The sequence below is a fragment of the Carboxylicivirga sp. genome (genome assembly GCF_982718395.1).
Window position 1 is genome coordinate 1 of the sequence record NZ_CEXQWX010000039.1, and the last position, 26,235, is coordinate 26,235.

At 36.4% G+C, this 26,235-nt stretch carries 21 protein-coding genes; 12 read left to right on the forward strand and 9 right to left on the reverse strand.

Annotated elements, in window-relative coordinates; genetic code table 11:
- Both AC4MRQ_RS09405 and AC4MRQ_RS09410 read right to left on the reverse strand, forming a co-directional pair.
- A partial coding sequence (locus AC4MRQ_RS09405) for an MGH1-like glycoside hydrolase domain-containing protein (protein WP_491197412.1) occupies nt 1-1,781 on the reverse strand: 1,781 nt, incomplete at its 3' end.
- Between the two features lie 638 nt (nt 1,782-2,419).
- Complete coding sequence (locus tag AC4MRQ_RS09410) at nt 2,420-3,976, reverse strand: tetratricopeptide repeat protein (RefSeq protein WP_491197413.1); 1,557 nt, start codon at nt 3,974-3,976, stop codon at nt 2,420-2,422.
- A 1,671-nt stretch (nt 3,977-5,647) separates the two neighbouring features.
- On the opposite strand from AC4MRQ_RS09410, the gene AC4MRQ_RS09415 reads away from it, so the two are divergent.
- The 6 genes from AC4MRQ_RS09415 (at nt 5,648) to AC4MRQ_RS09440 (ending at nt 12,711) form a co-directional block, all read left to right on the forward strand.
- Nucleotides 5,648-6,034, forward strand: coding sequence for an HU family DNA-binding protein (locus tag AC4MRQ_RS09415; RefSeq protein ID WP_491197414.1), 387 nt, complete (start codon nt 5,648-5,650; stop codon nt 6,032-6,034).
- Between the two features lie 160 nt (nt 6,035-6,194).
- A complete protein-coding gene (locus AC4MRQ_RS09420) occupies nt 6,195-6,578 on the forward strand; it encodes an HU family DNA-binding protein (RefSeq protein ID WP_491197415.1) in 384 nt (127 codons plus the stop codon).
- Between the two features lie 412 nt (nt 6,579-6,990).
- On the forward strand, nt 6,991-8,115 hold the full coding sequence (locus AC4MRQ_RS09425; protein WP_491197416.1) for a M57 family metalloprotease: 1,125 nt from the start codon (nt 6,991-6,993) through the stop codon (nt 8,113-8,115).
- Between the two features lie 794 nt (nt 8,116-8,909).
- Nucleotides 8,910-10,061 (forward strand): RDD family protein, encoded by a 1,152-nt coding sequence (locus tag AC4MRQ_RS09430; protein WP_491197417.1) that lies wholly within the window; start codon nt 8,910-8,912, stop codon nt 10,059-10,061.
- A 159-nt stretch (nt 10,062-10,220) separates the two neighbouring features.
- Nucleotides 10,221-11,345: an AlbA family DNA-binding domain-containing protein gene (locus AC4MRQ_RS09435; RefSeq protein WP_491197418.1), complete on the forward strand. Its 1,125-nt coding sequence runs from the start codon at nt 10,221-10,223 to the stop codon at nt 11,343-11,345.
- Between the two features lie 661 nt (nt 11,346-12,006).
- On the forward strand, nt 12,007-12,711 hold the full coding sequence (locus AC4MRQ_RS09440) for a hypothetical protein (protein WP_491197419.1): 705 nt from the start codon (nt 12,007-12,009) through the stop codon (nt 12,709-12,711).
- 208 nt (nt 12,712-12,919) lie between these two features.
- Here AC4MRQ_RS09440 and AC4MRQ_RS09445 read toward each other — a convergent pair whose 3' ends face one another.
- The 3 genes from AC4MRQ_RS09445 to AC4MRQ_RS09455 form a co-directional block, all read right to left on the reverse strand.
- On the reverse strand, nt 12,920-14,020 hold the full coding sequence (locus tag AC4MRQ_RS09445; protein WP_491197420.1) for an acyltransferase family protein: 1,101 nt from the start codon (nt 14,018-14,020) through the stop codon (nt 12,920-12,922).
- A gap of 29 nt (nt 14,021-14,049) precedes the next feature.
- The gene (locus tag AC4MRQ_RS09450) at nt 14,050-14,628 is read right to left on the reverse strand and encodes an ankyrin repeat domain-containing protein (RefSeq protein ID WP_491197421.1); all 579 of its coding nucleotides are present in this window, start codon (nt 14,626-14,628) and stop codon (nt 14,050-14,052) included.
- Between the two features lie 372 nt (nt 14,629-15,000).
- Nucleotides 15,001-15,993 (reverse strand): IS110 family transposase, encoded by a 993-nt coding sequence (locus tag AC4MRQ_RS09455; protein WP_491197422.1) that lies wholly within the window; start codon nt 15,991-15,993, stop codon nt 15,001-15,003.
- A 458-nt stretch (nt 15,994-16,451) separates the two neighbouring features.
- On the opposite strand from AC4MRQ_RS09455, the gene AC4MRQ_RS09460 reads away from it, so the two are divergent.
- The 5 genes from AC4MRQ_RS09460 (at nt 16,452) to AC4MRQ_RS09480 (ending at nt 22,386) form a co-directional block, all read left to right on the forward strand.
- Nucleotides 16,452-18,497, forward strand: a complete 2,046-nt coding sequence (locus tag AC4MRQ_RS09460; protein WP_491197423.1) for a helix-turn-helix domain-containing protein — start codon at nt 16,452-16,454, stop codon at nt 18,495-18,497.
- A gap of 319 nt (nt 18,498-18,816) precedes the next feature.
- On the forward strand, nt 18,817-19,422 hold the full coding sequence (locus tag AC4MRQ_RS09465; RefSeq protein WP_491197424.1) for a hypothetical protein: 606 nt from the start codon (nt 18,817-18,819) through the stop codon (nt 19,420-19,422).
- Between the two features lie 119 nt (nt 19,423-19,541).
- On the forward strand, nt 19,542-20,195 hold the full coding sequence (locus AC4MRQ_RS09470; RefSeq protein ID WP_491197425.1) for a hypothetical protein: 654 nt from the start codon (nt 19,542-19,544) through the stop codon (nt 20,193-20,195).
- A gap of 61 nt (nt 20,196-20,256) precedes the next feature.
- Nucleotides 20,257-20,775 (forward strand): hypothetical protein, encoded by a 519-nt coding sequence (locus AC4MRQ_RS09475; protein WP_491197426.1) that lies wholly within the window; start codon nt 20,257-20,259, stop codon nt 20,773-20,775.
- A gap of 120 nt (nt 20,776-20,895) precedes the next feature.
- Nucleotides 20,896-22,386, forward strand: coding sequence for a rhomboid family intramembrane serine protease (locus AC4MRQ_RS09480; RefSeq protein WP_491197427.1), 1,491 nt, complete (start codon nt 20,896-20,898; stop codon nt 22,384-22,386).
- 228 nt (nt 22,387-22,614) lie between these two features.
- On the opposite strand, the gene AC4MRQ_RS09485 is transcribed toward AC4MRQ_RS09480, so the two are convergent.
- From AC4MRQ_RS09485 to AC4MRQ_RS09500, 4 genes are all read right to left on the reverse strand, one after another.
- Nucleotides 22,615-22,785 (reverse strand): hypothetical protein, encoded by a 171-nt coding sequence (locus AC4MRQ_RS09485; protein ID WP_491197428.1) that lies wholly within the window; start codon nt 22,783-22,785, stop codon nt 22,615-22,617.
- 21 nt (nt 22,786-22,806) lie between these two features.
- Nucleotides 22,807-23,787: a permease gene (locus tag AC4MRQ_RS09490; protein WP_491197429.1), complete on the reverse strand. Its 981-nt coding sequence runs from the start codon at nt 23,785-23,787 to the stop codon at nt 22,807-22,809.
- 35 nt (nt 23,788-23,822) lie between these two features.
- The gene (locus AC4MRQ_RS09495) at nt 23,823-24,371 is read right to left on the reverse strand and encodes a MerC domain-containing protein (protein ID WP_491197430.1); all 549 of its coding nucleotides are present in this window, start codon (nt 24,369-24,371) and stop codon (nt 23,823-23,825) included.
- Nucleotides 24,372-24,530: 159 nt separating this feature from the next.
- A complete protein-coding gene (locus tag AC4MRQ_RS09500; protein ID WP_491197431.1) occupies nt 24,531-25,130 on the reverse strand; it encodes a sigma-70 family RNA polymerase sigma factor in 600 nt (199 codons plus the stop codon).
- Between the two features lie 202 nt (nt 25,131-25,332).
- Here AC4MRQ_RS09500 and AC4MRQ_RS09505 point away from each other — a divergent pair, with 202 nt between their 5' ends.
- Nucleotides 25,333-26,235: a hypothetical protein gene (locus tag AC4MRQ_RS09505; RefSeq protein ID WP_491197432.1), complete on the forward strand. Its 903-nt coding sequence runs from the start codon at nt 25,333-25,335 to the stop codon at nt 26,233-26,235.

The following is a 26,235-nucleotide window of genomic DNA, read 5'->3' on the forward strand; positions in this document are numbered from 1 at the left end:
GGCCCGCGCCAATAGCCTCGTTGCGGATTAAACTTTTCATGGGCGGCACTCAAAGTAGGGAATGGCATTGGCGTATTAAAGCGGGTGCTGTCCATCATCACTTTTACTGCTTCTTTAGCCTGATCGGCCGTAGCCACCTGGTTATATAAGGGTGCCCATCCCTCGGGTCCCTGGATACGTATTTTATCCTGGCTCTTTAACTCAACATCATAGAAAAAGCCATCTTCGGGACAATACATCACTTCCTGAATCTGAGCTTTCAAAGCATTGGCTTCCTTTAGATACATATCAGCCGTTTCGACTTCACCCAGTATACCGGCAATCTCATGAATATAGAGCTTTTCCTGTGCCAGGTAAGCATTCAAGTCCACCGACTCCTGATCCAATGAATAAGCTCCTTTGTGGTTTTCAATTATCTTAGCGTGATCAAAACGAACAGCATTATCCATACCGCTTTCCCATGCTGCAGCGATTCGTGTACCATCTGTAGATCCATATTCACACAAACCATTCTGGTCATGATCACGATTGATATACCACCACTCATGGTACTTCAACAGCTTCGGATACAACTCTTTTAAGAAGTCCAGATCCTGTGTTTCGCGATACACTTCGTAGATACACCATCCAGAAAGGGGTGCCTTGGTATTACGCCAGTTAACTCCTTCGATGCTCAAATCCCTGAAGAAACAGTCAGCAATCATGCCTTCCTCGTTCTGGTAATCGTACATAGCACGAATCTGATCTTTTGCCAGCTCTCCTTCGAAGGGTGCAATTGCTACGGCATGCTTCCATGAGTCCCAAGCCCATAAACCCTGAAAATATGCAGCTGCATAAGACGGTACAATACCCTGGTGATAGATATCGCCGGCTGCACTGCGCCAGTTATGTATCAAGGTAAGCAGAGACTTTACAGCCAGCTTGTCGTATGTATTCACATCCAGCAAACCCATGCCGGAACCATTCATAAGGATTTTCAGGTAGTCATTCCACCGTTTTTCGTTTTGTTCTAAATATGGCTTTGCATCCTTTAGCACTGGGTTATTCAACACTGCATATTTCTGTTGCTCCTCTTTTGTGAATGTGTAGGTAAAAGCAGCCACCAGCGATTTTTGCTCACCCCCCTTTAATTGAACAGGTTCTTGAAGGTAAGAGTAGGTACTATCGTCATGGCTTATGTTATCACCACTGAACATGAGCTGCGCCCTCTCCTGCTCATTGATATTAACCACCAAACCATTCTCTCCCGACTCCATCGATTCTTTCACATTGGAAAAAACACTACCCGTCCAGCCGAGCTGCAATTGCCGTTGCGCTCCTTTATTCTGAATATCTGCTGAAACAACCGTAGTGCGTTCGTTCACATTAAATAAACAGAGATTGACCTCCAGCTCATTAATCTCGAACGACTGCTTTAGTAGGCCGGGATAGAATGTGTTGGTCACTTGTTTGGCCTGCGACAGGTCCATAAGGCTGCCATCAGCCGGATCTTTAATCTGCAATCCAATAATAGAAGGGCTTAACCAAAAACTCTGCTGCTGCCGCATTAGATAGGGTCCAACAAAACTACCAACCTGGCTTTGATCTTTGTTCAAACTAAAGGAGTGCCAGGTGCCTAAATCAGAGAAGGACGCCACTCCGTCCTGCTGAGGCAAGGTAATGGTGCCTTTCATATCCAGTACATCCGGATAATCGTAGCGGCTGACTGCTGTTTGCTTTGCCTGGTTCTCACACCCCATCAGCAGTAACATGAGCAAAGAACCTGTAATAAACTTTCGCATACTTTTAACTTGTTTTAAGGTCTGACCGGCCTCTTCGGGCTGAAATAGCAGTGGCTGCAGCGACATTATCTGCTAATTTCATAATTGGTTAATACCTCTTTGATTACTTTCAATTACGAAGAAGGGGCTTAATTAGCAAAATGTAAAATGATTAACCTATACGGCATCTATACATTTTATTTCACAAGAACTTCTATTCTTTATTTATCTGTATTTAAAAGATATACAAGTTTATTGAGGTGATGTGATTCTATTATTTTCAGGATGGTTTGTAGAGGTAAAACTCTACATGATTTTGGTGATGTTGATGATGTTGGTCTATTTGTCAATCCCCCGAAAGCATTTTAGTTTGAAGCTTCGTTTTATTAACCCCCTTCGCCAAGGGGGAAAAATGTTTGAATTGAATAGCTAACCCTCTAAATCTCCCTTAAAAGGGAGACATGAATAGCAATTTTGCATGACGTATTGTAAAGAAACTCGCTAAGCGCTTTTATGCGCTAAGCGAATGACAGACACTATTAGTACATAGTATGATGAGAAACTACCATACCTTCTCAACATGCACTTTCCTGATATTAAACTGAACTAACTTATCTTTTTAATTCCTTCAAACCTTGATTTGTACAAACTACCGACTACTAATCTCCCAACTTCATAATAAAATCCTTTAGCTGAACACCTTTTTCAAGTTGCAATTTTTTACGGAGGCGATAGCGACTCATCTCAATGGATTTGACTTCAACATGGTATTTGTCGGCCAATTCTTTTGATGATAAGTTATTACGAATATCAATGATCAGTTGTATCTCCTTCTCTGTTAGTGATGGATATTTGCTTTGCAGTCTGAATTTAAGATCTTCTATCAGTTCTTCGGATAAGTGGTTGGAGTCATCGTATTGATTCAGAGCCAGCTCAAACTTCTTCCAGGCACTGGTTACTTCTTTGGAATTGGATTTATGCACGCTATCAGCCATCTGCTTGACCAGTTCATTACGTTTTGAAATGGTGAGGGCCAATGTTTCTATAGCCTCGTTCTTAATGGCTAATTTGTTACTCAGTTCGGCCTGCTGTTCTTCTTTCTTTTGTAGTTCCTGGCTTAGTAATTGCTGTCGTAACAAGGACTTTTCAGCCTTGGATTTAAACACATAATAAAACACGGCAATCACCAATAAGGTAAAAACAACAATCACAATGCTTAAAATGCGACGACCGCGCTGTAGTTTCTCAGCCTGCATCAGCAACAATTCATCCTGCTTAATCTTTTCATCCTGAACATTTAGCAGGTAGTTCATCACCTCCTGAACATTACGATTATTGATCTTTTTATAGAGCTGAATGTATTTATCCTGATAACGGTAGGCTGTTTGTAAATTACCGACGATTCGCTCGTATTCATACCTCACCTGGTAATATTCAATCAGGCTAAAACTGTATGAGGTTTGATAACTCAATTCCTCTGCCATGTCCAGATACCGTTGACACTTATTATGCTGATGCGTCCGCAGGTAAACCTTAGCCAGTAAAGCATAGGTTTCAACCAAACCCGATGCATGTCCCGAGCTGTTCTCAATTGATTTCAACAGATACTCTTCTGCCTTATTCCAGTCCTCATAGCTGATGTAAACAATTCCCATATTGTTTTGCAAGGTCGACATCAGTGAGTTATGGGGTTCACCGTTACGTTCGAGCAGAAACAGTGCTTTTTGAAAGAAACCCAAAGCCTTTTGGTACTGACTGGCGCTCAAAGCATTTAATCCTAAAGCATTGGTATATGTCACTTCACTCTGCAAGTCACCCCGGCTTTGTGCCACCTCAAGCGCTTTTTGATGATAGGGTAAGGCATGCTGAGAATTACCAATATCATAATAGATCCAGCCAATGGTAGCTAACACATCCTGGTGCATCCGCGAGGTATCTTCGTTATTAAATAGCTCTTTGCCTTTCAGGGCGTAAAACAAGGCTGTATGATACTGATGTTTATATAGGTAGGCTTGCGCCAGATTCCAATAGGCATGACTTTTCTCTTTTACCTGATCATCCGTCAAAAGGGTATAAACTTTTTGCGTGATGTAAATGCAACTGTCCGGGTTGCTCTCTTGCAGGCGACTGGCATGCTGAAGCTGTTTAACGAGTGAATCACTTTTGGCTGGTGCAGCTAAAAGAAGAACGCTAAGTATGATCAATACAAACCTCATAAGTGCCTTGTTTAAGCAATTAAATGTAAAACTAATGTTTTCATGAGATATGGAGAGATAAAATTTTACTTTACTGATATATCTCAGCTTGAGCCGCTGGGGCTGCTTCTTTTTTCTTGATAAAAAAGAAGCCAAAAAATCATTGACTACACCACTCAGCGACCCACTATTATCTTACTTCGGGAAAGATTTAATAATTTGCATTACATGCTCCAAATCTTTCTATCCTTCGCTTCAACGAGTGGGATCCCCGCTTACGTTGCTGAGGTCACAATAACTAGTAACAGTTGTTTAATTAGCTGAAACAGTACTTTAAAAGTGCGAGAGCTTGTCAGACAATGTGGCCAGTGCCGGGGTGAATGAAATGATTCGCGAATACTTCTTAAAAGGAGTTTACTTTTGCGTTCGATAGAATGCCTAACTTTTACTAGAAATATCGAATCGTTGCAGAGCGAAGGGGAAGTTCTGTCTGACCAGACGTTTTGTTTCTTTTACGGCAATGGTAAAAGAAAACCTGCCTCGTAAGGCTAATAATCACAATGTTTTTTTCAGCTTGAGCCGCTGGGGCTACTTCTTTTTTCTTGATAAAAAAGAAGCCAAAAAATCATTGACTACAACACTCAGCGACCCACTATTATCTTGCTTCGGGAAAGATTTAATGATTCGCATTACATACTCCAAATCTTTCTATCCTTCGCTGCAATGAGTCGGTCCCCGCTCGCGTTGCTGAGGTCACAATAACTAGTAATAGTTGTTTAAAGAATTGAAACGGTGCCTCAATAGTGCGAGAGCCGGTTCCATTGGCGAGTCTGCGCAGGCGTGAATAATCAATCATGCAGTTGAACAACAAAGGAGTTTGACTTACTTTGTTTGTGAAACTTAGGATTGCTTAGAGAGAGGGGAAGCATCAATAGAACTAGATCTTTTGTTTCTTTTACAGCAATGGTAAAAGAAAAAATAGTGAACCTTATAAACCAAATATTAAAACTCAATCATTAACAATATCAAGCAATACACCGTCACCACTTATGTTACCTAAATCTTCCACAAGAAAAATAACAACTTAACACCTAATCAATAAGTAGAAATTGATTTCTCTATTGCAAATACAGTAGAAAATCGCTATACTGCAGATGGCTACATGTTGAATGACAGATATTTGACTGATTGATTAAATGTTTAAAACAGATACTTTTCCCTCTCTCAAACTACACTCATTACGCTCTATATCAAATCCTTAATAGACATTCGTAAATTATTACTCTAAACACTTTTACAATGCATTTTTAAACTCAAAAGCTAAACTTGTTTCAATTTTAATTCAATAGCCTATTTTAAACAGAACACAAAATATCACACTAATATCCATTCATCATGTAGAAACATTAGTTTACCAATAATTTTGATTCATTCATCAGAACAAAGAAAGACTACACTTGCCAGTTAGGATCGATTTATTAGTTTTATGTCAAGTATTGAAAAGTAAACCGCCGGCGGGACATCAACCTTGCTTGATTGCAGTCGTGCTTTGGAGGATGTGGCCGGCGGAGCTTTGCAATATATAACTAAATCAGAAAACAAACCAATCTTGATTTGTTCAAAAATGGCAGATGACACTAAAAATCAAAAACAAAATTGAGAAAGGTAAAAGCTGATTAAACACTTAATTATATGGCTGTAAAATATAAAGTCATTGAAAGAGGCCAGCCTGGTGTCGAAGGCGGCGGTGTAAAAAAGCACTATGCCAGTAGTGTCACTAATGGTGAATTAACACTGGAGAAACTAACAAAAAGAATAGAGCAGAACAGTACTGTTGGTGGTGCCGACATACGAGCAGTTCTCTATTCGCTGGTTGAGGTGATGCAACATGGACTGGAAGAGGGCTCCATCGTTCGGCTGGGCGACTTAGGAAGCTTACGAATCAGTATTAGCAGCAACGGCGAAGCAACAGCTGAAGAGGTTACTTCGCACAGCATTAAAAATGCCAGGTGTATTTTTAATCCAAGCAAGGCTTTAAAGAATATGCTTAAGACTTTAGAGTACGAAAAAGTAGGCTAAAAACCTGCATTGTCATCTGCTATTAAAAACATCACTATGTTTTTATCAGAACTTAGTGAAGCACAACCCAAAACATAGTTACGTTTTGACTAAAACATAACTATGTTTTTTACATCTTAAAATTACTATTGATTATCAACGACTTACAAAGCCATTTCTCATGATAGAATTCAAAGCCGTTGCCAATAAAAGTAATCTGCAAAATGATGAGCAAAAAACACTTTACTATCCACGAGTTTGCAATTCAATTAAGATTGAGCCAGATCGATTAATTAAAGATTTATGTCAAAACTCAAGCCTAAACCCAATATCAGCAAAACATGTGTTGTTTGGATTGGAATACCTGTTAGAAGAATATATGAAACGAGGCTATCGCGTTGAACTACCAGGGATCGGTATTATATCTCCCTCCATAAAAGGCACTCCTGCAGAAAGCCCCTCTAAACTAAGCTCTCGTAATATCACAAGTACACATATCAACTTTATAGCAAACAAGCGGCTGAAGAATGCACTGAAAAAGGTGGACTTTAAAAAGCAGGTTTAATTATAACCTGTTATTCTCCCCTCACCTGCTCTTTATCATTAATCAAGAGACTCCATTATTTTATCAACATAAGAGGGTTTATTAAAGTAAAAATTCTATTTTAGTATTCACTAATCGGAAATAGCTGCCCTGCCAGGTGAGGCATGAATCAGAAACAAGGGGGTGGTACAGCAAAAATAAAATAAGTGGAACGCTCCTGTTACTTAGGAGCTGTAATCAATTATGTAACGTATTCAAAGCCATGTTTTTTTTTCAAATAAAAGAACACAATTAACTGCCAAGAACTGAAGGGTCGCGCAGCATGATGGGTATACAAAAAAGCATGTTACATTTTTCGATTTTCAAGTATTAACTAAATAAATGCGGATGCCGAAAAGCATTAATAGAGTAGGCACACTTTTAAACTCAAATTATGAAAAATTTTAAATTACTTTTAGTAGCGTTTTTCTTGCTCAATTTAGTGGCTTGTAACAAAGATAATGCAGTTGAACAATCTACTTTTCTCAACAAAGATCATGTTGAATTAATTAAACAAATGGGGTTTACTGAAGAAGATATTATTGAATTGACTGAGACATACATTCTTGAGGGAGATGTTGTTGTGTTTAAAGATGCGCTAGACCAAATTAATAAAAATGGTCAGAATGAAGGAAATGCAAGATTAAAACAGGCATTTGGTGGTATGTCATTTTTAGTAGGTTATGGATACAGGCATATCAATATCTTTTTAGATCAACAGTCGTTTAATAATTTAAATGTAGAAGCTGAATTAGAAGTTGTAGTTAATGCTTATAATTCTATGAAATCCTATCTTGAATTTAATATTGTTGACAATGCAAATGATGCAAGTATTATAATTGAACAGGGAGTTGGTCATGGAACAGATGACTGTGCGGAAGCAGGGTTTCCATTAAATGGCAGACCAGGAAGTACTATAATCATTGATGAAGGAGTAGTAGGAGCTAATTTTACACATAATCAAATGGTTTTTTTAATTGCCCATGAATTAGGACATTGTATTGGCTTGAGGCATACTAATTGGCATTCCCCAAGTAATGGATGGGGACCGGAGCCAAAGTATGTTACTCATCCTGATAATGATGCAATAATCGTATCAGCTCTTACTATTACCGGAACACCGTGGACTGATAATAATTCAGTATTTAATAGATTTACATGTGGGTATTCATGGAGTGGATTTTCTTATTACGATGATTTAGCTATAGAAACGCTTTATCCAGGGGTATCAGTCGCTATTAATGGTCCTAATGACTTTTATAATCAATGTCCTGCTACGGGCACATATACAGCTCACGGTAGTAATGGTACCGGAAGTTATAGTTACAAGTGGTATTTATCAACTAAAGCAGGTGGATTTGATGATTGGCTTTATATTGGCTCAGGAAGCAGTGTCACCAGAACATTTAACTATGATGATTTTCTCAAAATCCGTGTGGATGTAACCAGCGGGGAAGAACATGCCAGTTCTACCCTTGGTATAAACAATAAATGCTTAGGAGGAGGAGGGCCACTATAAACCCCTTATAACCAATTTTTTACCAAGTAGATTGAGCAATGTTTTTTGATATTAACGGATTTTAGGATCATTTATATTAATATGTCATATAAAGCATTTTAAACCAATGAAATAAACATCGAAACAACTTAACAAAGCCCCTGATGATCAGTAACTTCATGAATAATTTTGATAACTTCATTAAGATACTGATCATCAAGGGAACAACAATTTCAACATACACATAAATAGATTATTATAAACAACATCAATCATTGGAACATGAGTTTATTACAGAGACTCTTTTCTTGTGTTTGTGCATCAAAGGATCTATTAACTTCCTACAGTTGGGGCGCTTTGGTAAGTATAAAGAAGTCGGTTTAATTCCTGAACTCTGTTGTTCTAAACGCTACACAACCAACCAAGTCAAACCTCTCCTCCTACCCTTCCTATCTTTTATCAACTGGTATCTATATTTTATCAACATAAGATGGTGTATTAAAACAAAAATTCTATTTTAGCATGCACTAATCGGAAATAAGCTGCCCTGCCAGGTGAGGCGAGAATCAGAAGTTGAGGGTGGTACAGCATTATTTATATTACAATAGTCAGTTTACTGACAAAGAATTGATATTTAAAGAGATTATCTAATGAAGTTTCTTGCAAAAAACATGGGCAAGTCAGATACAAAATCACAAGATAATTCTCAGTATAATAATAACATACACAATGAGATGTATAATTAATGTATAGTGCATTGCACTATATACAAATGTTACCGCTAATTAAACAGAGACGACATACAAGTAATTAACATGGAAAACAGATTATTAAAAACAAAAAGAAAGAGATTTTTATCTTTCATCTTCGACATGATATTTATAATGTTCTTAGCATTTTCATTAAACGGATTGCTTGGAATGATTTTCAAACTTGATTCAGAAATTTACCAGAATGTAATACCTTATGTGTTACTAATTTTGGTATTGCCATACATTTTTTTCGGGGAAATGATTTTTAAGAATACTCTTGGTAAGTATTTGTTTGGAATTGAAGTTGTCAATTCTAAAAACTTTGAAAGATCATCAGTTTTAAGTTTTATAAAGCGAGGACTGATAAAGATTATCTGGCCAGTCGAAGGACTTGTTTTGCTATTTGCAAAAAATAAAAAAAGACTTGGTGATTTATGGGGCAAAACAATTGTTGCTAATAAAACAGAAAATCAATATAAGCCAGCGATTAGATTAGCAATTGGAGTAATAACATTAATAGTTTTATATTTCAGTTTTTCAACTTTTATGGGATTAGGTGTAAAAAATACTGATTTTTACGCAACTGGATTGGAATATTTAAAGACTCAAAACATTGATGTAAGTGGATTAACTAAAGAAGTAAATCAAAACGGAAACATTGTAAATTATGTTGTGCCTGTTGATTTTGATAATAAAAATAAATACGCACTAATTTGTTTAGAAAAAGTTGATGGTAAGTGGACTGTGTATCACCATGAATTAATGAAAAAACACAAAGGACGTACTTTTAATTTTACTTTATCTTCATCGCTTAAGAAAGAATACCATGAAAATGGAGAACTGCGTTTTGAAGGAGCCGTAATTGAAAGTAATAAAGAAGGAACTTGTAAGTGGTATCATGAAAATGGACAACTTAGCGAATTGACTGTTTGGCATAATGATTTACCAACAGGAAAAATATTGATGTATCATCCAAACGGACAAAAATCAACAGAAGCAAATGCTGTAAACGGAATAAAAGAGGGAAAAGCAATGTTATGGCATGACAACGGACAAATTAGTGAAGTTCTGTATTATTCAAATGATTTAATAAACGGAGAGTATATTTCCTATTATCCAAATGGACAGGTAAAGGAGAAAGGAATTTTTGAAAATTCAGAAAGAATTGGAGATTGGGAAAAATATGATGAAAATGGAAGTAAAATAAAGGAATAACTAGCGGTAACAATGTATACAAAATAGGCGAGATAGCAATAAATTCAAGGGATGTAGCCCGCTTCAACTTCTCCACAGTTTGAAAGTTTTAAAGCCCGAATTCACCTACTTTGCATGTACTCACCATTATGGGCAACCAAAAGAAAAAACTGCAATTTCATGAATCTATATAATGAAATATTGAATTTAATTCAGTCTAAAAGAGAAGGGACACATTGGGACTTTAAAGCTATTCCACACGAAAATAACGCCTCTCTTTTACATGATATCTTATCATTAGCAAATTGTAATCATAATGGAGATAGGTTTTTGATTATTGGCGTATCTGACCCAGATAAAGGGTGCGACATTGTTGGCTTAGAAAAACAACAGATAAACAGAAAGAATCAACCAGGTTTTGTTGACCTGCTGAGAACTAAAAAGTTTGGAGGAGACTTAAGGCCTGAAATTGAACTTACAACATTAATTGTTGATGAAAAGGAAATTGATGTTATTAAAGTCATAAATAAGCCCAATAAACCGTATTATTTAACTGAAGACTTTCAAGACAAAGGAAAAAAGGTAAGAGCTAATCACATATACACTAGGATACAAGACACAAATACACCAATTGATAAATCAGCAGATATCTATCATGTTGAAAAAATGTGGAAGGAAAGGTTTGGTATAGACGTGTCACCGCTTAATAGAATGAAATATTTGCTTCAAAAGCCTAATGAGTGGTTTAAAGATTTAGGTAATAAAAGTTATTCATATCATAAACAATTTCCTGAATTTAGAATTGAGTTTTCAGAGTTAGAAAAAATACATGAATCATACAGCTTTTTATATACAAACCCTAATTCCTACCTTGGTACTGCTACGTTTAAGTTTCATTCAACGACGCTTTTTGAACTTGAATATTTGACTGTTGATGAAATGCGTATTCATATTAGTGCTCCCAAACCTCATTGCATAAGGAATGGCAGTGATAAAGATTTCTATTATTATTTTAACTTGTCAGAGTTAGAAGGTATTTTTCACATATTCTTGACAGATGGAAAAATTGAAGAATCCGCTAGAGGAGATAAGTGTCCATTTTTGTTTTTTAGCAATGAATTGGAGCAAAAGAGTTTTGATGATTATTTCTTAAAGAATCAAGAAACAATAAAACAAATAAAGCCGAGTGTATTGTGGCTTCATGCGGAAAAAGAAATGAAAAGACATGGTTATAATTATACAATAAATCCAATTTCGCTAATGCAAATAAGACAAGCATATGATGATTGGAATTTTTCTAAATAAATGGCAGCCCATAACAATGGCTCATAAAGCATAGCTTACCATAGGCGTAACACAAGCTAAGCTTCATTGTGACATCCGTTTATAACCACCAGCAGTCAAAAAAGGTTAATCTTAGATATTAAATCAAGTTATGAGAGCAATTAATTTGAAATGGAAAGTTTTAATGATAATCTTACTGTTGACAATCTCAATAGTATATAATTTTATGTATTTGGAACAGCCATCTTTAAAATCATTCCTTAATATTGCCTTTGGATTTCTCGGATCTAATTTAGTTGGCTTAGGCTTGTTCAAAGCGCAAAGAAACAAATATTACCTCTGGATAGACTTTTGGTTGACACTTTATCTGTTATTTGTAATTGGGAACCTGTTTCTTAATTTTTCTGTATAGCTTTTCAATGTGATTAATTGTTATGGTATATTTTCTAGAACATTATGACAAAGAATTAAGGAAATTGGAGCTATAACTATGAAGCACTTAAATGATAAGATTAAACAACGTTTATTATATTCTATTTTACCACACATTTTGATTCGCAATAATTGTAGGTGGCTAACACGCCGTAACGAACATGAATTTTAGTATTCTAAACTATATACACGAGAATGATTAAGATTCATAGAGAGTTCCACATGACAATTGAAAACAAATTATAAACAGATGACAAAGTATATCATTTTAGCAATTTCTTTAGTGCTAATATCATGCACGGAAAAAACAGATAAAGAACAACTCATATCATTAAAAGAAAAGTTGCATTCAATAAAGTCATGCAATTATGACTTAGTATATCATAAAGAAAGGCTCGGCAGTGATAGATCTGTACATTACAGCCAATATGAAGTTATTCATTGTGAAATTACAGATTCAATTTTTGGATATAAATGGTCAAAATTAAAGAATGATGCTCCAATGTTTTATGACGGACTAAATATTGTACAGCTGTATCCAGAACAAAAAGAAGCATGGTGTGACACTATAAGATATGTGCCTTGTCCTTTGCCACATAGTCCGGGGATTATTCAAATTAAATCATTGGTAAATTATTCGTTAGAAAACTTTAAAGATAGCCACGTTGAAGTTGTAAATAGCAATGATACAATTTTGTTCAAGTTCAGGTTTGATAATTTGAGTATAGGTTTTAGTAGTTTGACTCCCTTTAAGTATGAATCAGATGAGGATACAACATTTTGCAATTTATACCTTAACAAAGTTCTGGAACCTCTGCGCTTTGAGCATAAGCAAAAAAATCAATTTGCCTCTTATAAGTTTGACAATTTCGAACAGTTAGATACAGAAAACAGAGCTTTTAATGCTTTAGAAACTATTCCACATGATTTTAAGCGCAAACCTATATATAATTAAAGAACGCTGTATGACAATGGTTAATAAAGCTTTGGCGATTCAATACATTATAGAGAGTAACTACAAAGGCGAGCAATTACATAATCACATATCAACAATTTAATAATGAAAGAAATAACAGACCATAATCGAATAGGTGCACTGGCGGCCGATTGGCCACCAGTGCACCTTTCATGCTTCTTTAAGTTGGACTGGCTGCACTCGTCTCCTACGTCAACACAGATTTATAACCTGCACTATAATTGACTTTAGCATGCTTTGTTTTTTTGCAGCCAAATAATATACCCAGCCAGCTTATTCGCCGAATGACAAACTCATAGATGATCATACTCCCTGCAATACTACCAATGGTTAGTATAGCAAACTTTAGCTCCGTCACAATAATAAGTGGTAGTACCACAACCGCTCCAGCATATAGAAATACCATATGCCATATATACACCGGGTAGGCTGCTTTACTCAGGTAGCTTAATAAAGCACTTGGGCGATTAAGGTATTGATACCCAAAAGCAAATACGGTATAGATCCATGCTATTGACTCAATGGGTAGTAAATACATTGGTGCCTGCAATTCAAAAACCAGTAAACGAATACTATACAAAAGCATGGCCATTGCAAAGTACGCCCAGCGCCAACGGCTAATGACCTTCCAGAATTGTCGACCGCCATATACCATTATAAAACCAAAGAAAAATGCCAACAGCCCTATAAAGAAACCATGCCAGCTCATGGCATATAGCTCGTATGCTTCAGGCTGTAAAACAAGTGCCTCTGCAATAAATGGAAGTACAACAACCAACAGGCTTAAGGGAGAACCTAACAGCCTTTCGATCAACCGATGAAACGAATTATTGACTTTCTTCTTTAAGTAGTAAAACACTGGCAATAGAAGCAGCACATAGGCAAATATATTCCCAAGAAACCACAAGTGTCCCCGACTTACGGAATAGCTATATTCCTGGTTATAATAATTGTGCCAGATCAGCTCATGAAGGGGTACAATACAAACAACACCAAAAAGGAAAGGCAGTAAGATACGCCTGCTACGTTCACTGATTAAGGCTTTCCATGACCGGTTTCGAAGTGCAAAACAAACACCCATACCCGAAACAAAAAACAATAAAGGTATACGCCAAATATTTAGCATCGACATGGGTATCCACAGCCACTCCAATGATTTCTGACTTTGAATAAAACCAATAAATACACCCCAGGGCTGAAACACAATTGCAGCATGATACACCAACAGCAAAGCAATAGCTATCACCCTCAACCAATCGATATCATATCTTCTTTCTGCAGCTTCCATCTCTTTGTTTTTTGATTTTTAACGAAATACTACTTTAAAAGCTCAGCTATCAACGGACGATTCTCTTCCAGGAAATCATAGTCCAAACGTAAACCCAGGGAGCCTAAGTCGCGGTTTAACTGCTCATAAATTGGCTTTACTTCAGCAAAAGAACCGGATACCGTCTGAAGTGGTGTTGAACCAAAGTTATTGGTTAAGCTTTTGTCAGCTCCATTCGTCAGCAAGCACTTAACAATCTCAGTTCTGCAAAAGAAAGCTGCAATATGCAATGCTGTCGAGCCATCACCACTCTTAATGCTTAGATCAGCACCTCCTTCAATCAGGGCTTTGGCCACTTCCTGTTTATTAAAAGTGACAGCGATGGCCAAAGGTGTTGAGTCATATTCATCCTTTACATTTAAATCGGTTCCTGCTTTGATATGATAATGAATAGCTTTGACATCACCCATAAAAGCAGCAGCATGAATATCCAACACCTTCGTGTTTTGTTTATCGTTTTTGTTTTGCTTGTTACTTTGTCCGCCTGCACCACACGAACTCAATAAGATTAAACTTAAAACCAACATTTTTGAAACCTTTAATACATTGTTATTACTCCTCGTTTTCATAGTCCTTTTATTTAGTTCCGGATGGGAACGGTTAATACTTCGTTTTGACAATGTAAAGTTGCCTAAGATGATGACGTAAAGCTTATCAACCACGTAGTCAATCTTATAAACTTTGAATCGCAACTGTAACTTATGGCGCAAGGGTATAAAATATGATGCAATTGTTATTTTTTATATCAGAAGTATGTATAGAAAGTGATATTCGTTTCAAAGATTTAATGCGTAGTCAGACGGTGTTGATTACCTGTTCTGATTACCAGAAACACTTAGTATCACGTACTCCTTGCAAAAGAGAATTCTTTTTGCTAGAGCCGCAAGGGCTTCTACTTTTTGCCTCCAGCTCAAAAAGTATACTCTGACAAAAACAAGTGTTTATGCAACTTTTTCATTCAGTCTGGGATCCTCTGTTATATATCCTAGTTGGTATCTTTTTCCTGTTTTAACAACGCTATATATTGTTCGTAGTAATTTATTAGAAATATTATTCATAATGAGAAAATAAGGTTTTCCTTCAAGCTTTTTTCTGTCAAAATATAATCGGTATTCCGGGTTTAAGCGGGCGGCGGATACAGCGCACATATATAGTAGTGATTTCATTTCTTTATCTGCCATATGGCTAACCCTGGACTTGCAAACCATCTTGCCACTGGAATTGGGAAAAGGACATACGCCTGAGTAGGATGCAGCTTTGCGTGCTGTGTTTATTGTCTTGAAGTTATCTGTCTTAACGATTAAATCACAAGCTGTAACCTGTCCTATTCCTATGATATCTGTAACCAGGTTATAATTCCTTCTCAAGTCTATATCTGCATCAATGATATGCCAAATTTCTTTCTCCAGCTCGTCTATTGATCTGGTAAGGCATTCTAGCATATTTGTTGTGATACTATGTACTTTAATTGAATTATATGGCATATGAATTGTGCGTTTCTCATGCGTTGCCAGCATCTTTCTTTCCTTCACTAATTGCGACCTCAGCTTAAAAAGTTCTTTCAATTCCTTCAATGATTCACTTTGGAAATCTATGGATGTCAATTTGTCTCCAAACCGCTCTCCATACTCTCGTATCCTGATTGAATCAATCTTGTCTGATTTTCCTTTAAGAAGTCCTAAGCTATGTCGTATTTGATACCCTGTACTAAGTGCAATAGGTATCTTTAAACATCCACACATAAAGACTAAGAGTTCTCCATATACACCAGTATGCTCTGCACATAAAAGAGCATCTGCCGGGAGTTCCTCCAAGAAACGAACAATTCCATTTAAATTGTTTTTTATGATCCTGTGAACATTCTTGTTAGACTCGTCCATAAAGCTTACATCAAACTTTTTCTGTGATAAATCAATTCCATAAATTCGTGCCATACTTAATTATTTAGGAGGCTCCAGATTGAGTGGCTACAACCGTAATAATGGGTTTTTCCCGATATACTCTCTGGCTTTAACTCAAAATATATACTGTCCTTAAAACTTTTTATAGGTTTTACCTAAGACAAAAATGAAGTTTACGCAGTATAAAGGAGTCTCTTTATTAAACCTCTTTAAGTTCAATAAAATCCAGAGGTAAATCTAACGGTAGACAAAAACGCCGTCGACTGATGCACTCGCTTACCCATTATGACAATGTTCCGGGAAAAACTTAAAGATTGACATATCATACTCCAAATTTTTCTTTCCTTCACTTTTGTCAATGGGTCCCAAGCTACGTTGCATGGATCGCTATTACTTAAACACGATTACACTGAAAGCTTTTCCTCCTACTAAAATGAAATTGCTATAATTTGTATCTTCATGCCAAATTCATACTAGCACAAGTCGATAATATGGACGAGGCATTTATCAACAAGCTGAAAGAGCTTATTCTGCAGAATATTTCCAATGATAAGTTTGGGGTTTCGGAACTCGCTGAAGCTATTGGAATGAGTCGTTCTAACCTGCTTCGTCGTATCCGGAAAGAACAACAGTGCTCTGCCAGCCAGTTTATTCGAAACGTTCGTCTGCAAGAGGCTATGTCGATATTAAAAAGTGATAGCAAAACTGTTTCGGAGGTTGCTTACATGGTGGGCTTTAGCAGTACCTCTTATTTTATTAAATGCTTTAGAGAACAATATGGCTATCCCCCAGGTGAAGCTAATAAGCACCATTCAGATGATACCAACGATACTAAAGTATCTAAGAAAGTCAATAAGCCAATATGGGTATATGCTGTGGCTATAATTGCAATTGTAGCATTAAGTATCCTGTATTTCAACACTAATAGAAAAGAAGTTCATGTTGAGAATTCTATAGCCATTCTTCCATTTAAAAACAACAGTAGCGACTCCACAAATGTATATGTGATCAACGGATTGATGGAATCGATCTTATACAAACTACAATCGCTAAAGGACCTTAAAGTAGTGAGTCGCACCTCGGTTGAGAAATTCAGACATTCACAATTAACTATACCTGAGATTGCAGACGAGCTTAACGTTAGCTATATACTTGAAGGAAGTGGTCAGAAAATTGGTGATCAGATTCTTTTAAGCGTGCAACTGATTAAAGCCAGCACCGATGATCATTTATGGGCCGAACAATTCAATCGGCAAACCGAAGATGTTTTTCATATTCAGCAGGAAGTGGCGCAAAAGATTGCAGGAGCCATACAGATAGCCATCAGTCCTGATGAGCAGGATCGTATTAATAAAGTGCCTACCAATAACATGCTGGCTTACGATTATTTTCTAAAAGGAAAAGAAGAGTTGAACAAAGAATCGAAAACGGGACTTACTAAAGGTATTGCGCTGCTGCGAAAAGCCATTAATGAAGATGAACACTTTGCTCTGGCACACGGCGTTCTGGCCATTGCCTACTACTACCAGGATCTTTTTGCAGCGCAAAAACAATACAATGATTCACTTATCTATTTTGCAGATAAAGCACTGCTTTACAACCCTCAACTATCTCAGGCATTAACTGCTAAAGCATTGTATTACATGCGAACAGATGAAATCGGGCAAGCCATTGATTACCTCGAAAAAGCATTGCAATACCAACCTAATTCGGCAATGGTAATCAATACATTGTCTGAAATTTATACAAATTACCAACCTAACACCAGAAAGTACCTGGAGTATGCGCTTAAAGGTGTTAGTGTGGACATTAATTCCTACGATTCCATTACGGCTAGTTACATTTACTTACACCTGAGTAATGCCCTGGTGCAAAATGGCTTTGTTCAAGAAGCTGAAAATAGCATTAACAGATCATTAAGTTACAACCCCAAAAACCTGTTTTCTGAATATGTAAAGGCCTATATTATGTATGCCAAAAATCAGGACCTAATGCAAACAAAAAACATGCTGATAAAGGCTCTTGAGAAAGACACAACGCGCTTTGATATTATGCAGGAAATAGGCAACATCTGTTATTTCCAACGCAATTGGGATGAAGCCTACCACTACTTTAATAAATACCTGGTCATTAAAAACCAATTACAATTGGATGCTTATGCACATAAGAACCTGGAAATAGCCTTTGTCTGTCAGAAGGTTGGTGATCGTGCTTTGGCCGAGAAACTACTGGCACAATTCAAAGTATTTATTGAACAAGAACAATCGGTGTATCGTCATTTGTTTTGGTCAAGTTACTATGCCTACCTGGGAAATGAGGACAAAGCTATAGAGCACATTCTGTTATTTGCCAATGAAGAACACGTGCAGATTTGGGTACCCCTTTTTACTCCCAAAGAACCTTTGAACGATGGCATTAAAAATAATCCTGCCTTTATACAAGCAATGAAAACAATTTCAGATCGCTTTTGGAAAAACCATAAAATACTAAAGAAGAAATTACAAAAGGATGGACTTTTGAAAGAATTGTCGGTTTAATTTATACAGTCTGTCTCACTCACCGCCATACAATCAACAAATCAAACCTCTCCTCCAACTCTTCCTATCTTTCATCAACAGATACCATTATTTTATCAACATAAGACTGCTTATTAAAACAAAAATTATATTTTAGCATGCACTAATCGGATAGCTAACCTATCAAATAGCATGTTACATGAAGATTTAGACATATAACGATTAATAAAACTTTAGGTGATTTACCTTGGTTGCTTGTTGCACCCAAACAGCATAAAGAACTCATTTACAAACAATAAACACCGAACAGTTCGATCAATTATAAAGAAATAATCTAATTATGAATGAAGAAACAGCATTTGATAAATTAAGCAAATATTTAAAAAATAAGAATATCGAGTTTAGTTCACATGTTGATGATAAACATTATATACTATTTCCAAGCGATCCAATGTCAAGAAAAAAGTTTATTGTCTTCAAGTCCAACAATTGCTATTTTATAGCAAATGACTCATATAGCACAAAAGCTTATAGCTCTAATACTTTCTCAGGATTATTTTGCGCTATTGATTTACCAAAAACTTTTAATCTGAAGATGTATAAAAAACACTGGGTAGATCTTGTATTACGAACTAAAAAGAGAAAAACAGGCAGTTTGAACATTGATAAGAAAGTAACAATTACATCAAGTATAAAAACTATTCCATCTCGTTTATTTGATACAGAAACAATTTCCAAATTTTTGGATCTTAATGAGAAATTTACCCCGTTTAAAATGATTATCGAAGATGACTATATTCCATTTATAAAAGATCTTAAAGGAAAAATGCTTGTTGGGATAGAGACAGATTATTGGATTTTTAAAGAAGAAGAGTTGGAAACACTTCTTAGGAAAGGTGAATTACTGTTGAATAACATGAAGAAAAACGCATCCATTATTAAATGAACATCATTATGGATTAATCATGACATCTGATATTATTGGAACTGTTGTTAACAGTTAACCAGAGCACATAAACCCACTTATATAAGAAGTTAAACTTAAATATTACAACCTCACATACAATGAAAAAAATACTAACCATCAGCCTCTTTGTTATATTGCTAGCTGATCTATCAGCACAAAGCATTCCGACACCTAAACTTTTTACAGGACGTAAACATCGTGGTTTTTTCCTGTCTATGGCAATGGGTGTTAATCAAACCAATGTAAAGATCGACACCAAAAACTTTGGTTTTACAACCATTAGCGGTCCGGGCGCTGGCTTTGACATTAAAATTGGTGGTACCTTAACCGAAAATCTTATTTTGCACGCCACTTTATTGAGTCATGGCGTAACGGGTCCTAAAATCAACAGTGATTACTGGGGCATCAACAATACCAAGGCCGATAATAAAGTAAGTTTAAGCGAAGGCCTGATTGGTCTTGGCCTAACCTATTATACACATGATAATTTCTTTTTCTCATCTTCAATGGGATTTGGAGGTTTCACACTCATCAACGAACATGAGGATATTGACATCACCACTGATAACGGCCTTAGCATGCAGCTCAAAGCAGGTAAAGAATGGTGGGTATCTCCCAAGTGGGGTATTGGCTGCGCCATCTATTATCATCACACCAACACTCTTAACCAAGAAGGTACCTTCGCTGAAGAACAATTGAAGAGTAATAATTTTGGCATTGTATTTAATGCTACATTAAATGGGAGAAAGTAAACATCCAATAAGAGATTCTAAAATACAATTAAACTATCAAACAATAACTTAAACCATCATCATGAAACATTTATTCATTATTCTATCTCTGATTCTATTATCTACAAGTAATGGAATTGCACAAAATTGTCAGGTCAATGAAGATCCTTTTACCAACGAAAAGGTAATCACCTATAATTGGAAACGGGGCATTGTATTTTATGAGCAAACCAAAGAGCACATCAAGTTTGGCATAAAAATTCACTATAGTGGTGAACGTAATGTCATCATCGAAAAAGGCACTAAAGTACTTTTTAAGCTGGATAACGGTGATCTATTAGAACTACATACGTGTGCTGATGCACATCCAGAGTCACAAGTAAGTGCATCGCAATATAGTGCATCTGTTTTAACGGCTTATAGTTTTGTTTTTTGCATTACAAACCAGGAACTTAAAAAACTTGCCACACATAAACTTACGGCGGTACGATATCCCGACACTAATGGAGAACCTTTAGATATTATCTTGAAAGGAAAGCGAAACAAATATAGCAGAGCTGTTAATGAAGGCAGCCAATGTATAATTGAGCATTCTTCTTAAAATAATCAGCTACTGCCATCAATTATTTATTATTAGTAGCAGTGATTTAATCATCAAAAACGCATAAATCATGCGCACCATTCAAATCACAAGCGATTTTTAAAGAAGCAAACCAGACAAATGGAAAATATCTTTGCCAGCAAAATGAAAGGTAAATCTGATCTTGAGTTACAAGAAATAATAGAGAACAGATTTGACTACCAGGAAGAAGCTTATTCTGCTGCTTTGTATGAAATAGAAACGAGAAGAAAAGCCAAAGCACAAATGCCTGCAGAGCCCGAAGAAGCAATACAAAATAAACAGGAACATATAGAAGAGGTAGAAGAAGATGATGACGAGCACAAATCGTTTTCAGGTGTAATGGAAGCTTTGGTTCCCTCCAAAAAATACTTTATTACACCCATCATCATTTACCTAAATATTTTGATATATATCGTCATGGTATTGGCTGGTGTTCATCCTATGGAACCAAGTGTTGACGATCTTATTACCTGGGGTGGTAACCTGCGTGAGCTTACATTGCTTGGTGAGCAATGGCGATTACTGTCGAATGTATTTCTTCACGGTGGTGTATTTCACCTCTTATTCAATATGTACGCCCTCTTGTTTATTGGTAAAGAAATTGAAACACAAATAGGTTCTTCCAGGTCTTTATTTGCCTACCTGGCCACCGGTATATTAGCCAGTATTGCAAGTATTGGGATCAATTACAACATTGTATCGGTTGGAGCCTCTGGGGCTATTTTTGGTATGTATGGCTTACTCATTGCCCTGTTGGCGTTAAAAGCCATTGATCTGCCCAAAGCAACACGTAAGAACTTTGTAACAAGTGTATCATTTTTTGTTGGATATAATCTCCTATTTGGATTTAAGGAGGAGGGTATTGATAATGCAGCTCACATAGGCGGCCTGATAAGTGGAGTAATTATGGGAGGTATTTATTATTTAGGAATGAATAATGCTCGTGCTACTAAAGCTATCTATGTAGCAAGTTCTTTAGTCATCTTTATGGTGATTATGATCTTGCCAAAGCTGGTGCCCAATAACCTGGGAAACTATAGCCTGCTTATGGAGGAATTTGCTTCAGCTGAGACAGAAGCATTAAGCATAAGTGAACTGGAACCCAATGCAAGCGCTGATAAATATCTGAAAACTATACAGGAAGATGGTATTCCTAACTGGCTTAAATGCCAATCTATTCTCAATCAGGTCGACTCAATTGAGAACCTCCCTCTGGAACTGCAAGAGCAAAACAAACTTTTTAAACGCTATTGCGACTACCGAATTGAAAGTTTCAGGTTAATGGAAAAATCAATAATAGAACAAACAAATAAGTACGACTTCAATATTGAAGAATACACCGAGAAAATTGATTTAATAATCAAGAAACTGGAAGGAGAATCCATTGCTGATAGTGCTCTGGTTATTAATATTCTACCTAAAAGTGACAAAAAACCGTTGTATATTCTGGATGGAGTACCTGTATCATCAAAACCAGACATCAAGCCTGAAAAAGTTGAGTCAATGGAAGTATTAAAAGATGATGCAGCTATCCAGCTTTATGGCAGTCGTGGGAAAAACGGAGTAATACTGATCAACACTAAACAATAAGGAATTGCCATAATGACTTATTAATTCGAGGTTAATGGTTTTTAGCATAAGGTGGAAATCTTCCGCTATCATATTAACGAACTAAAGCTATTCGATACCAAAGCCTGATCACCAAACGTAGTCAAAATGAAAATAGGTCATCAACGACTTGTAATGAGCTATCCATCTCGACTACGCTCTGTTAACACTTAAATCAGGTTCCAAATAACCTCATGAATTCATCAAATATTAACCACAACATCCATCTGATGAATTTGATTTCTTATCATCAGGCTTAACCTCTTCAATATTAATATCGCAGCAACCTGAAGTTTCTTTCAATTGTTTATCGTTTTTTACCTCTTCAATCTGAATGGTACAGCAGTTCGATTTCTTCTTTGTTTTTTTAAATAATCCCATCTTTCTTACTATTAATCAGAGTTATAAAATAATGTTAAATGCATAGCCTGAGATAACCGCCACAAGGAAAATCACTGTAATAAATGAGATCAACAGCTTCTTCTTAAATATTTTAGCCAGCATCGTCATTTCAGGAATAGCCATACCTGCACCACCTATGATCAAAGCAATAGCCGTTCCCATACCAACACCTTTTGAGATCAGTGACATCGCAATTGGAATAGCTGTTTCTGCCCTGATGTATAGAGGAATCCCAATAATTGATGCCAATGGAACGGCAAACAAGTTTTTTTCTCCTGCATATTTGGCAATGGTTTCACCTTCGGGCAAATAACCATATATGGCAGCACCTATACCAACACCAATAAATAAATACGTTAATATTGGCTTAAGAGAATCCCATCCTGCTTGCAATGAGATGTTGATTTTCTTTTGAACAGATAACTTTCTGCGTACATCAACTCCATCCACAACCAAATCCTTTCCACCGGATACTCTAACTGTTTTAACATGTTGGGTGAAACCAAGTTTTTCAAGTGCAAATCCAAATACGACTGATAATGTAAAAGCTAAACTAAAATAGATAACCGCATTTTGAACACCAACCGTTGCCGCCAACATTGCTACAATAATAGGATTCAGTAATGGTGATGAAATTAAAAATGACATCACTGAACCAAACGGAAGTTTAGCATTTAAAAATCCAACGGTCATAGGTATGGTTGAACAAGCACAAAATGGTGTAACAGCACCAAATATAGCCCCCGCAATATTGCCTATAATGCCTTTGCCTCTGAACAGCTTCTGCAACTTATTTTGATTGACATGAATCATGATGTATTCAATGATTGCTGTTATCGCAATAAAGAGCACAAACAACTCAAGCGTTATAAAAACAAAGTTTCCCAATGTTTTTGTTAAGCTATCAAGGAACGGAGTTGCATTAACCCCAATCACATCATAGAATAATCCTTTTATAGCATTTATAATTCCTTCCTGCATTTTCCTAATCTTTATTGTTTTCTATTAAACCATTATTAATTACCACAGCATGAAGACTGTTTTTTATCAGATTTCCTTTCAACAGCTGTTTCTTCAATTTCTGAATCCATACAACACGAACTAACTGTTTGCTTATTAACTGTTGATTCAGCCTCCGGAGTGGAACAACAATCTGGTTGCATTTGACCTTCACTGTTGACGTTTTCATTCAATAAGAAAGATGCAGAAACAGCTATTACACCTAACCAAAGCATGGGTTTGGGCAGCCAATTTGATTTTTTCGAAGGTGTGCAACAAGAAATGGTCAATTCTTTATTTTCTTCAGTGCTACAATCAGTCACAGGTTTAGTCTTAGCTCTTTTGAAATACACTATGTAGAAGCCATAGGCCAAAGCAATCATGGCAATACCTGTGAATAGCCATTGGTATTCAGAGAAAAAACTTAACTGCGAAGCGCCAATGCCAAACCAGGCCAAAAAAGCTGCTATCAATGGAAATCCACAACAACTAATAATTCCTAAAAAACTAAATACTGACGTTAGTAATCCCACAATGGGTATTGTTACCAATTTCTTTCTGGTCATTTTTTGACAAGTTTTAATGTTATTCTTCGTTTTCAATAAGGAAGTCGCTAAAACCTCAAAAAAGACACAATCCAAAAAAGGAAAATTTTAAATAAAAAAAGGAAAACCCTGAATCTCAAACGAAATGCAGGGGCTTCTTTTTTACAAATACTGTACAGATCACTCTATTTTCTTTTTCATATTTTCCTCAACCTTTAGTAAGGTATCACAGGATGATTTAATAGTGCAACCGGCAAATGCACCACTCTCCGTATATTCAATGTCACAACACTCAGAGAAAAGTTCATGCAGTTTTTTTCTGCCCCGCTGACACCTCATCTTTGTGGCCGATAATGATAAATGAAGACGTTTCGCTATCTCAGCTTGTTTTAAGTTCTCAATATCACTTAAATAAAGAGGTTGGCGATATTCTTCAGGAAGTAGGTTAATCATCGGAATAATAAAATCCTCTTCTGAGATTAAGCGTTCTTCTTCATCAGGAACATCATTGCTGATATCGGCAAAATCGAGTATTTCCTTCTTACGGTAACGATCTGCAAGTATGTTGCGGGTAACCTGAAACAACCAGGCTTTAATATTAGAAACAGGCACTTGTTTGTCGTATGCATCTATTAACCTCCCCATCACATCCTGCGTAATATCTTTTGCAAGCTCCGCGTTATTTACTTTTTTAATTACGTATCCCAATATTTTTTCATAAAAGTCATTAATGATTTTATGCGGATCACAACATGCCTCCTTATTCCCTGTCTCTTTCATGTCTGATAAATATCTGTTCCAGTACAAATTTAGAAATTCTAAATGTCAATTTTCACTTTGTGTCTGATGTCTGGTAGTAGCATAATTGCACCAACTTGTATGCTATATCATAGCCATTGATAGTTGAAAGAAGAAGTGATATTTTTGAAATGATAACATTACAACAGATTACTCTGGCTAACTATTACAGAATGCAAAAACTATGAATACCACCTTTCTAAAAAAATACCTATCAATACTAATTCTCCTTACAATTTCGATGCACATTAATGCTCACCCAACTGGTAATCTTATTCAGGTTGGCAAGTATTTACTATGGTCCTACATTGATCCTCTTGATGATGTTATGCACCATGCATGTGTTATGATCTGGAGTGAAGGCTCCAAGCCTCGTGTGTTGATAAATTCGGAATATCCCTCTAGTGACTATATGCTTTCAGCAAATGATGAAACTATTTATCTGATTGAACGGTGCTTTTTTCAAGCCAGTCAATCCTTTCAGATTAGATTACTAAAGATGAAAATTGATGAACAACCACAAGTGATATGGGACTGGATTGAAGATAAGTGGCGCATTGGTGAAGGGGGCTTTTTTATGCTCTCAGATGACCAAATGGTGTTTGCAAGTTACCCCTCAGTATATTCAATTAAGAAGGGACAAGTACCTCACAAATTATTCGAGTTTAAAGGAGCAGTAAATCGTTTACGAGCTGTAGACAAAAATAAGATTCTGCTTCTTGGCGATAGTTCATGTTGGCTGGTTAATCACATCGGAACAATCATCCACCAATGGGAGAATCTTATCGACCCTAAGGTTACTAATCCGCCACTTAATCGCAACCGCATCTTTGACGTTGATTATAAAGATCAGCAGCTGTTAATCGCTTATTGGGGCAAAAGAACTTTTGAAACAATTGATAAGAATGATCTACGATCCAGTATCCTTCAACAAAAAGAGCCACTCACTCCGCACTGGGTTACCTATTATAATAACACCATGATGCTGTTCTCATCACGCCTGACATTTAATAATAATGAAAGCCCCAGGCCGCTGCTCCTGCAATATGATAAGCAAAAGAAGATGCGTGAAATATGGACTGATTAA

Coding starts and splice junctions, on each gene's coding strand:
- AC4MRQ_RS09410 (WP_491197413.1), bottom strand. CDS start 3,976: ATGAGGTTTGTATTGATCATACTTAGCGTTCTTCTTTTAGCTGCACCA.
- AC4MRQ_RS09415 (WP_491197414.1), top strand. CDS start 5,648: ATGGCTGTAAAATATAAAGTCATTGAAAGAGGCCAGCCTGGTGTCGAA.
- AC4MRQ_RS09420 (WP_491197415.1), top strand. CDS start 6,195: ATGATAGAATTCAAAGCCGTTGCCAATAAAAGTAATCTGCAAAATGAT.
- AC4MRQ_RS09425 (WP_491197416.1), top strand. CDS start 6,991: ATGAAAAATTTTAAATTACTTTTAGTAGCGTTTTTCTTGCTCAATTTA.
- AC4MRQ_RS09430 (WP_491197417.1), top strand. CDS start 8,910: ATGGAAAACAGATTATTAAAAACAAAAAGAAAGAGATTTTTATCTTTC.
- AC4MRQ_RS09435 (WP_491197418.1), top strand. CDS start 10,221: ATGAATCTATATAATGAAATATTGAATTTAATTCAGTCTAAAAGAGAA.
- AC4MRQ_RS09440 (WP_491197419.1), top strand. CDS start 12,007: ATGACAAAGTATATCATTTTAGCAATTTCTTTAGTGCTAATATCATGC.
- AC4MRQ_RS09445 (WP_491197420.1), bottom strand. CDS start 14,020: ATGGAAGCTGCAGAAAGAAGATATGATATCGATTGGTTGAGGGTGATA.
- AC4MRQ_RS09450 (WP_491197421.1), bottom strand. CDS start 14,628: ATGAAAACGAGGAGTAATAACAATGTATTAAAGGTTTCAAAAATGTTG.
- AC4MRQ_RS09455 (WP_491197422.1), bottom strand. CDS start 15,993: ATGGCACGAATTTATGGAATTGATTTATCACAGAAAAAGTTTGATGTA.
- AC4MRQ_RS09460 (WP_491197423.1), top strand. CDS start 16,452: ATGGACGAGGCATTTATCAACAAGCTGAAAGAGCTTATTCTGCAGAAT.
- AC4MRQ_RS09465 (WP_491197424.1), top strand. CDS start 18,817: ATGAATGAAGAAACAGCATTTGATAAATTAAGCAAATATTTAAAAAAT.
- AC4MRQ_RS09470 (WP_491197425.1), top strand. CDS start 19,542: ATGAAAAAAATACTAACCATCAGCCTCTTTGTTATATTGCTAGCTGAT.
- AC4MRQ_RS09475 (WP_491197426.1), top strand. CDS start 20,257: ATGAAACATTTATTCATTATTCTATCTCTGATTCTATTATCTACAAGT.
- AC4MRQ_RS09480 (WP_491197427.1), top strand. CDS start 20,896: ATGGAAAATATCTTTGCCAGCAAAATGAAAGGTAAATCTGATCTTGAG.
- AC4MRQ_RS09485 (WP_491197428.1), bottom strand. CDS start 22,785: ATGGGATTATTTAAAAAAACAAAGAAGAAATCGAACTGCTGTACCATT.
- AC4MRQ_RS09490 (WP_491197429.1), bottom strand. CDS start 23,787: ATGCAGGAAGGAATTATAAATGCTATAAAAGGATTATTCTATGATGTG.
- AC4MRQ_RS09495 (WP_491197430.1), bottom strand. CDS start 24,371: ATGACCAGAAAGAAATTGGTAACAATACCCATTGTGGGATTACTAACG.
- AC4MRQ_RS09500 (WP_491197431.1), bottom strand. CDS start 25,130: ATGAAAGAGACAGGGAATAAGGAGGCATGTTGTGATCCGCATAAAATC.
- AC4MRQ_RS09505 (WP_491197432.1), top strand. CDS start 25,333: ATGAATACCACCTTTCTAAAAAAATACCTATCAATACTAATTCTCCTT.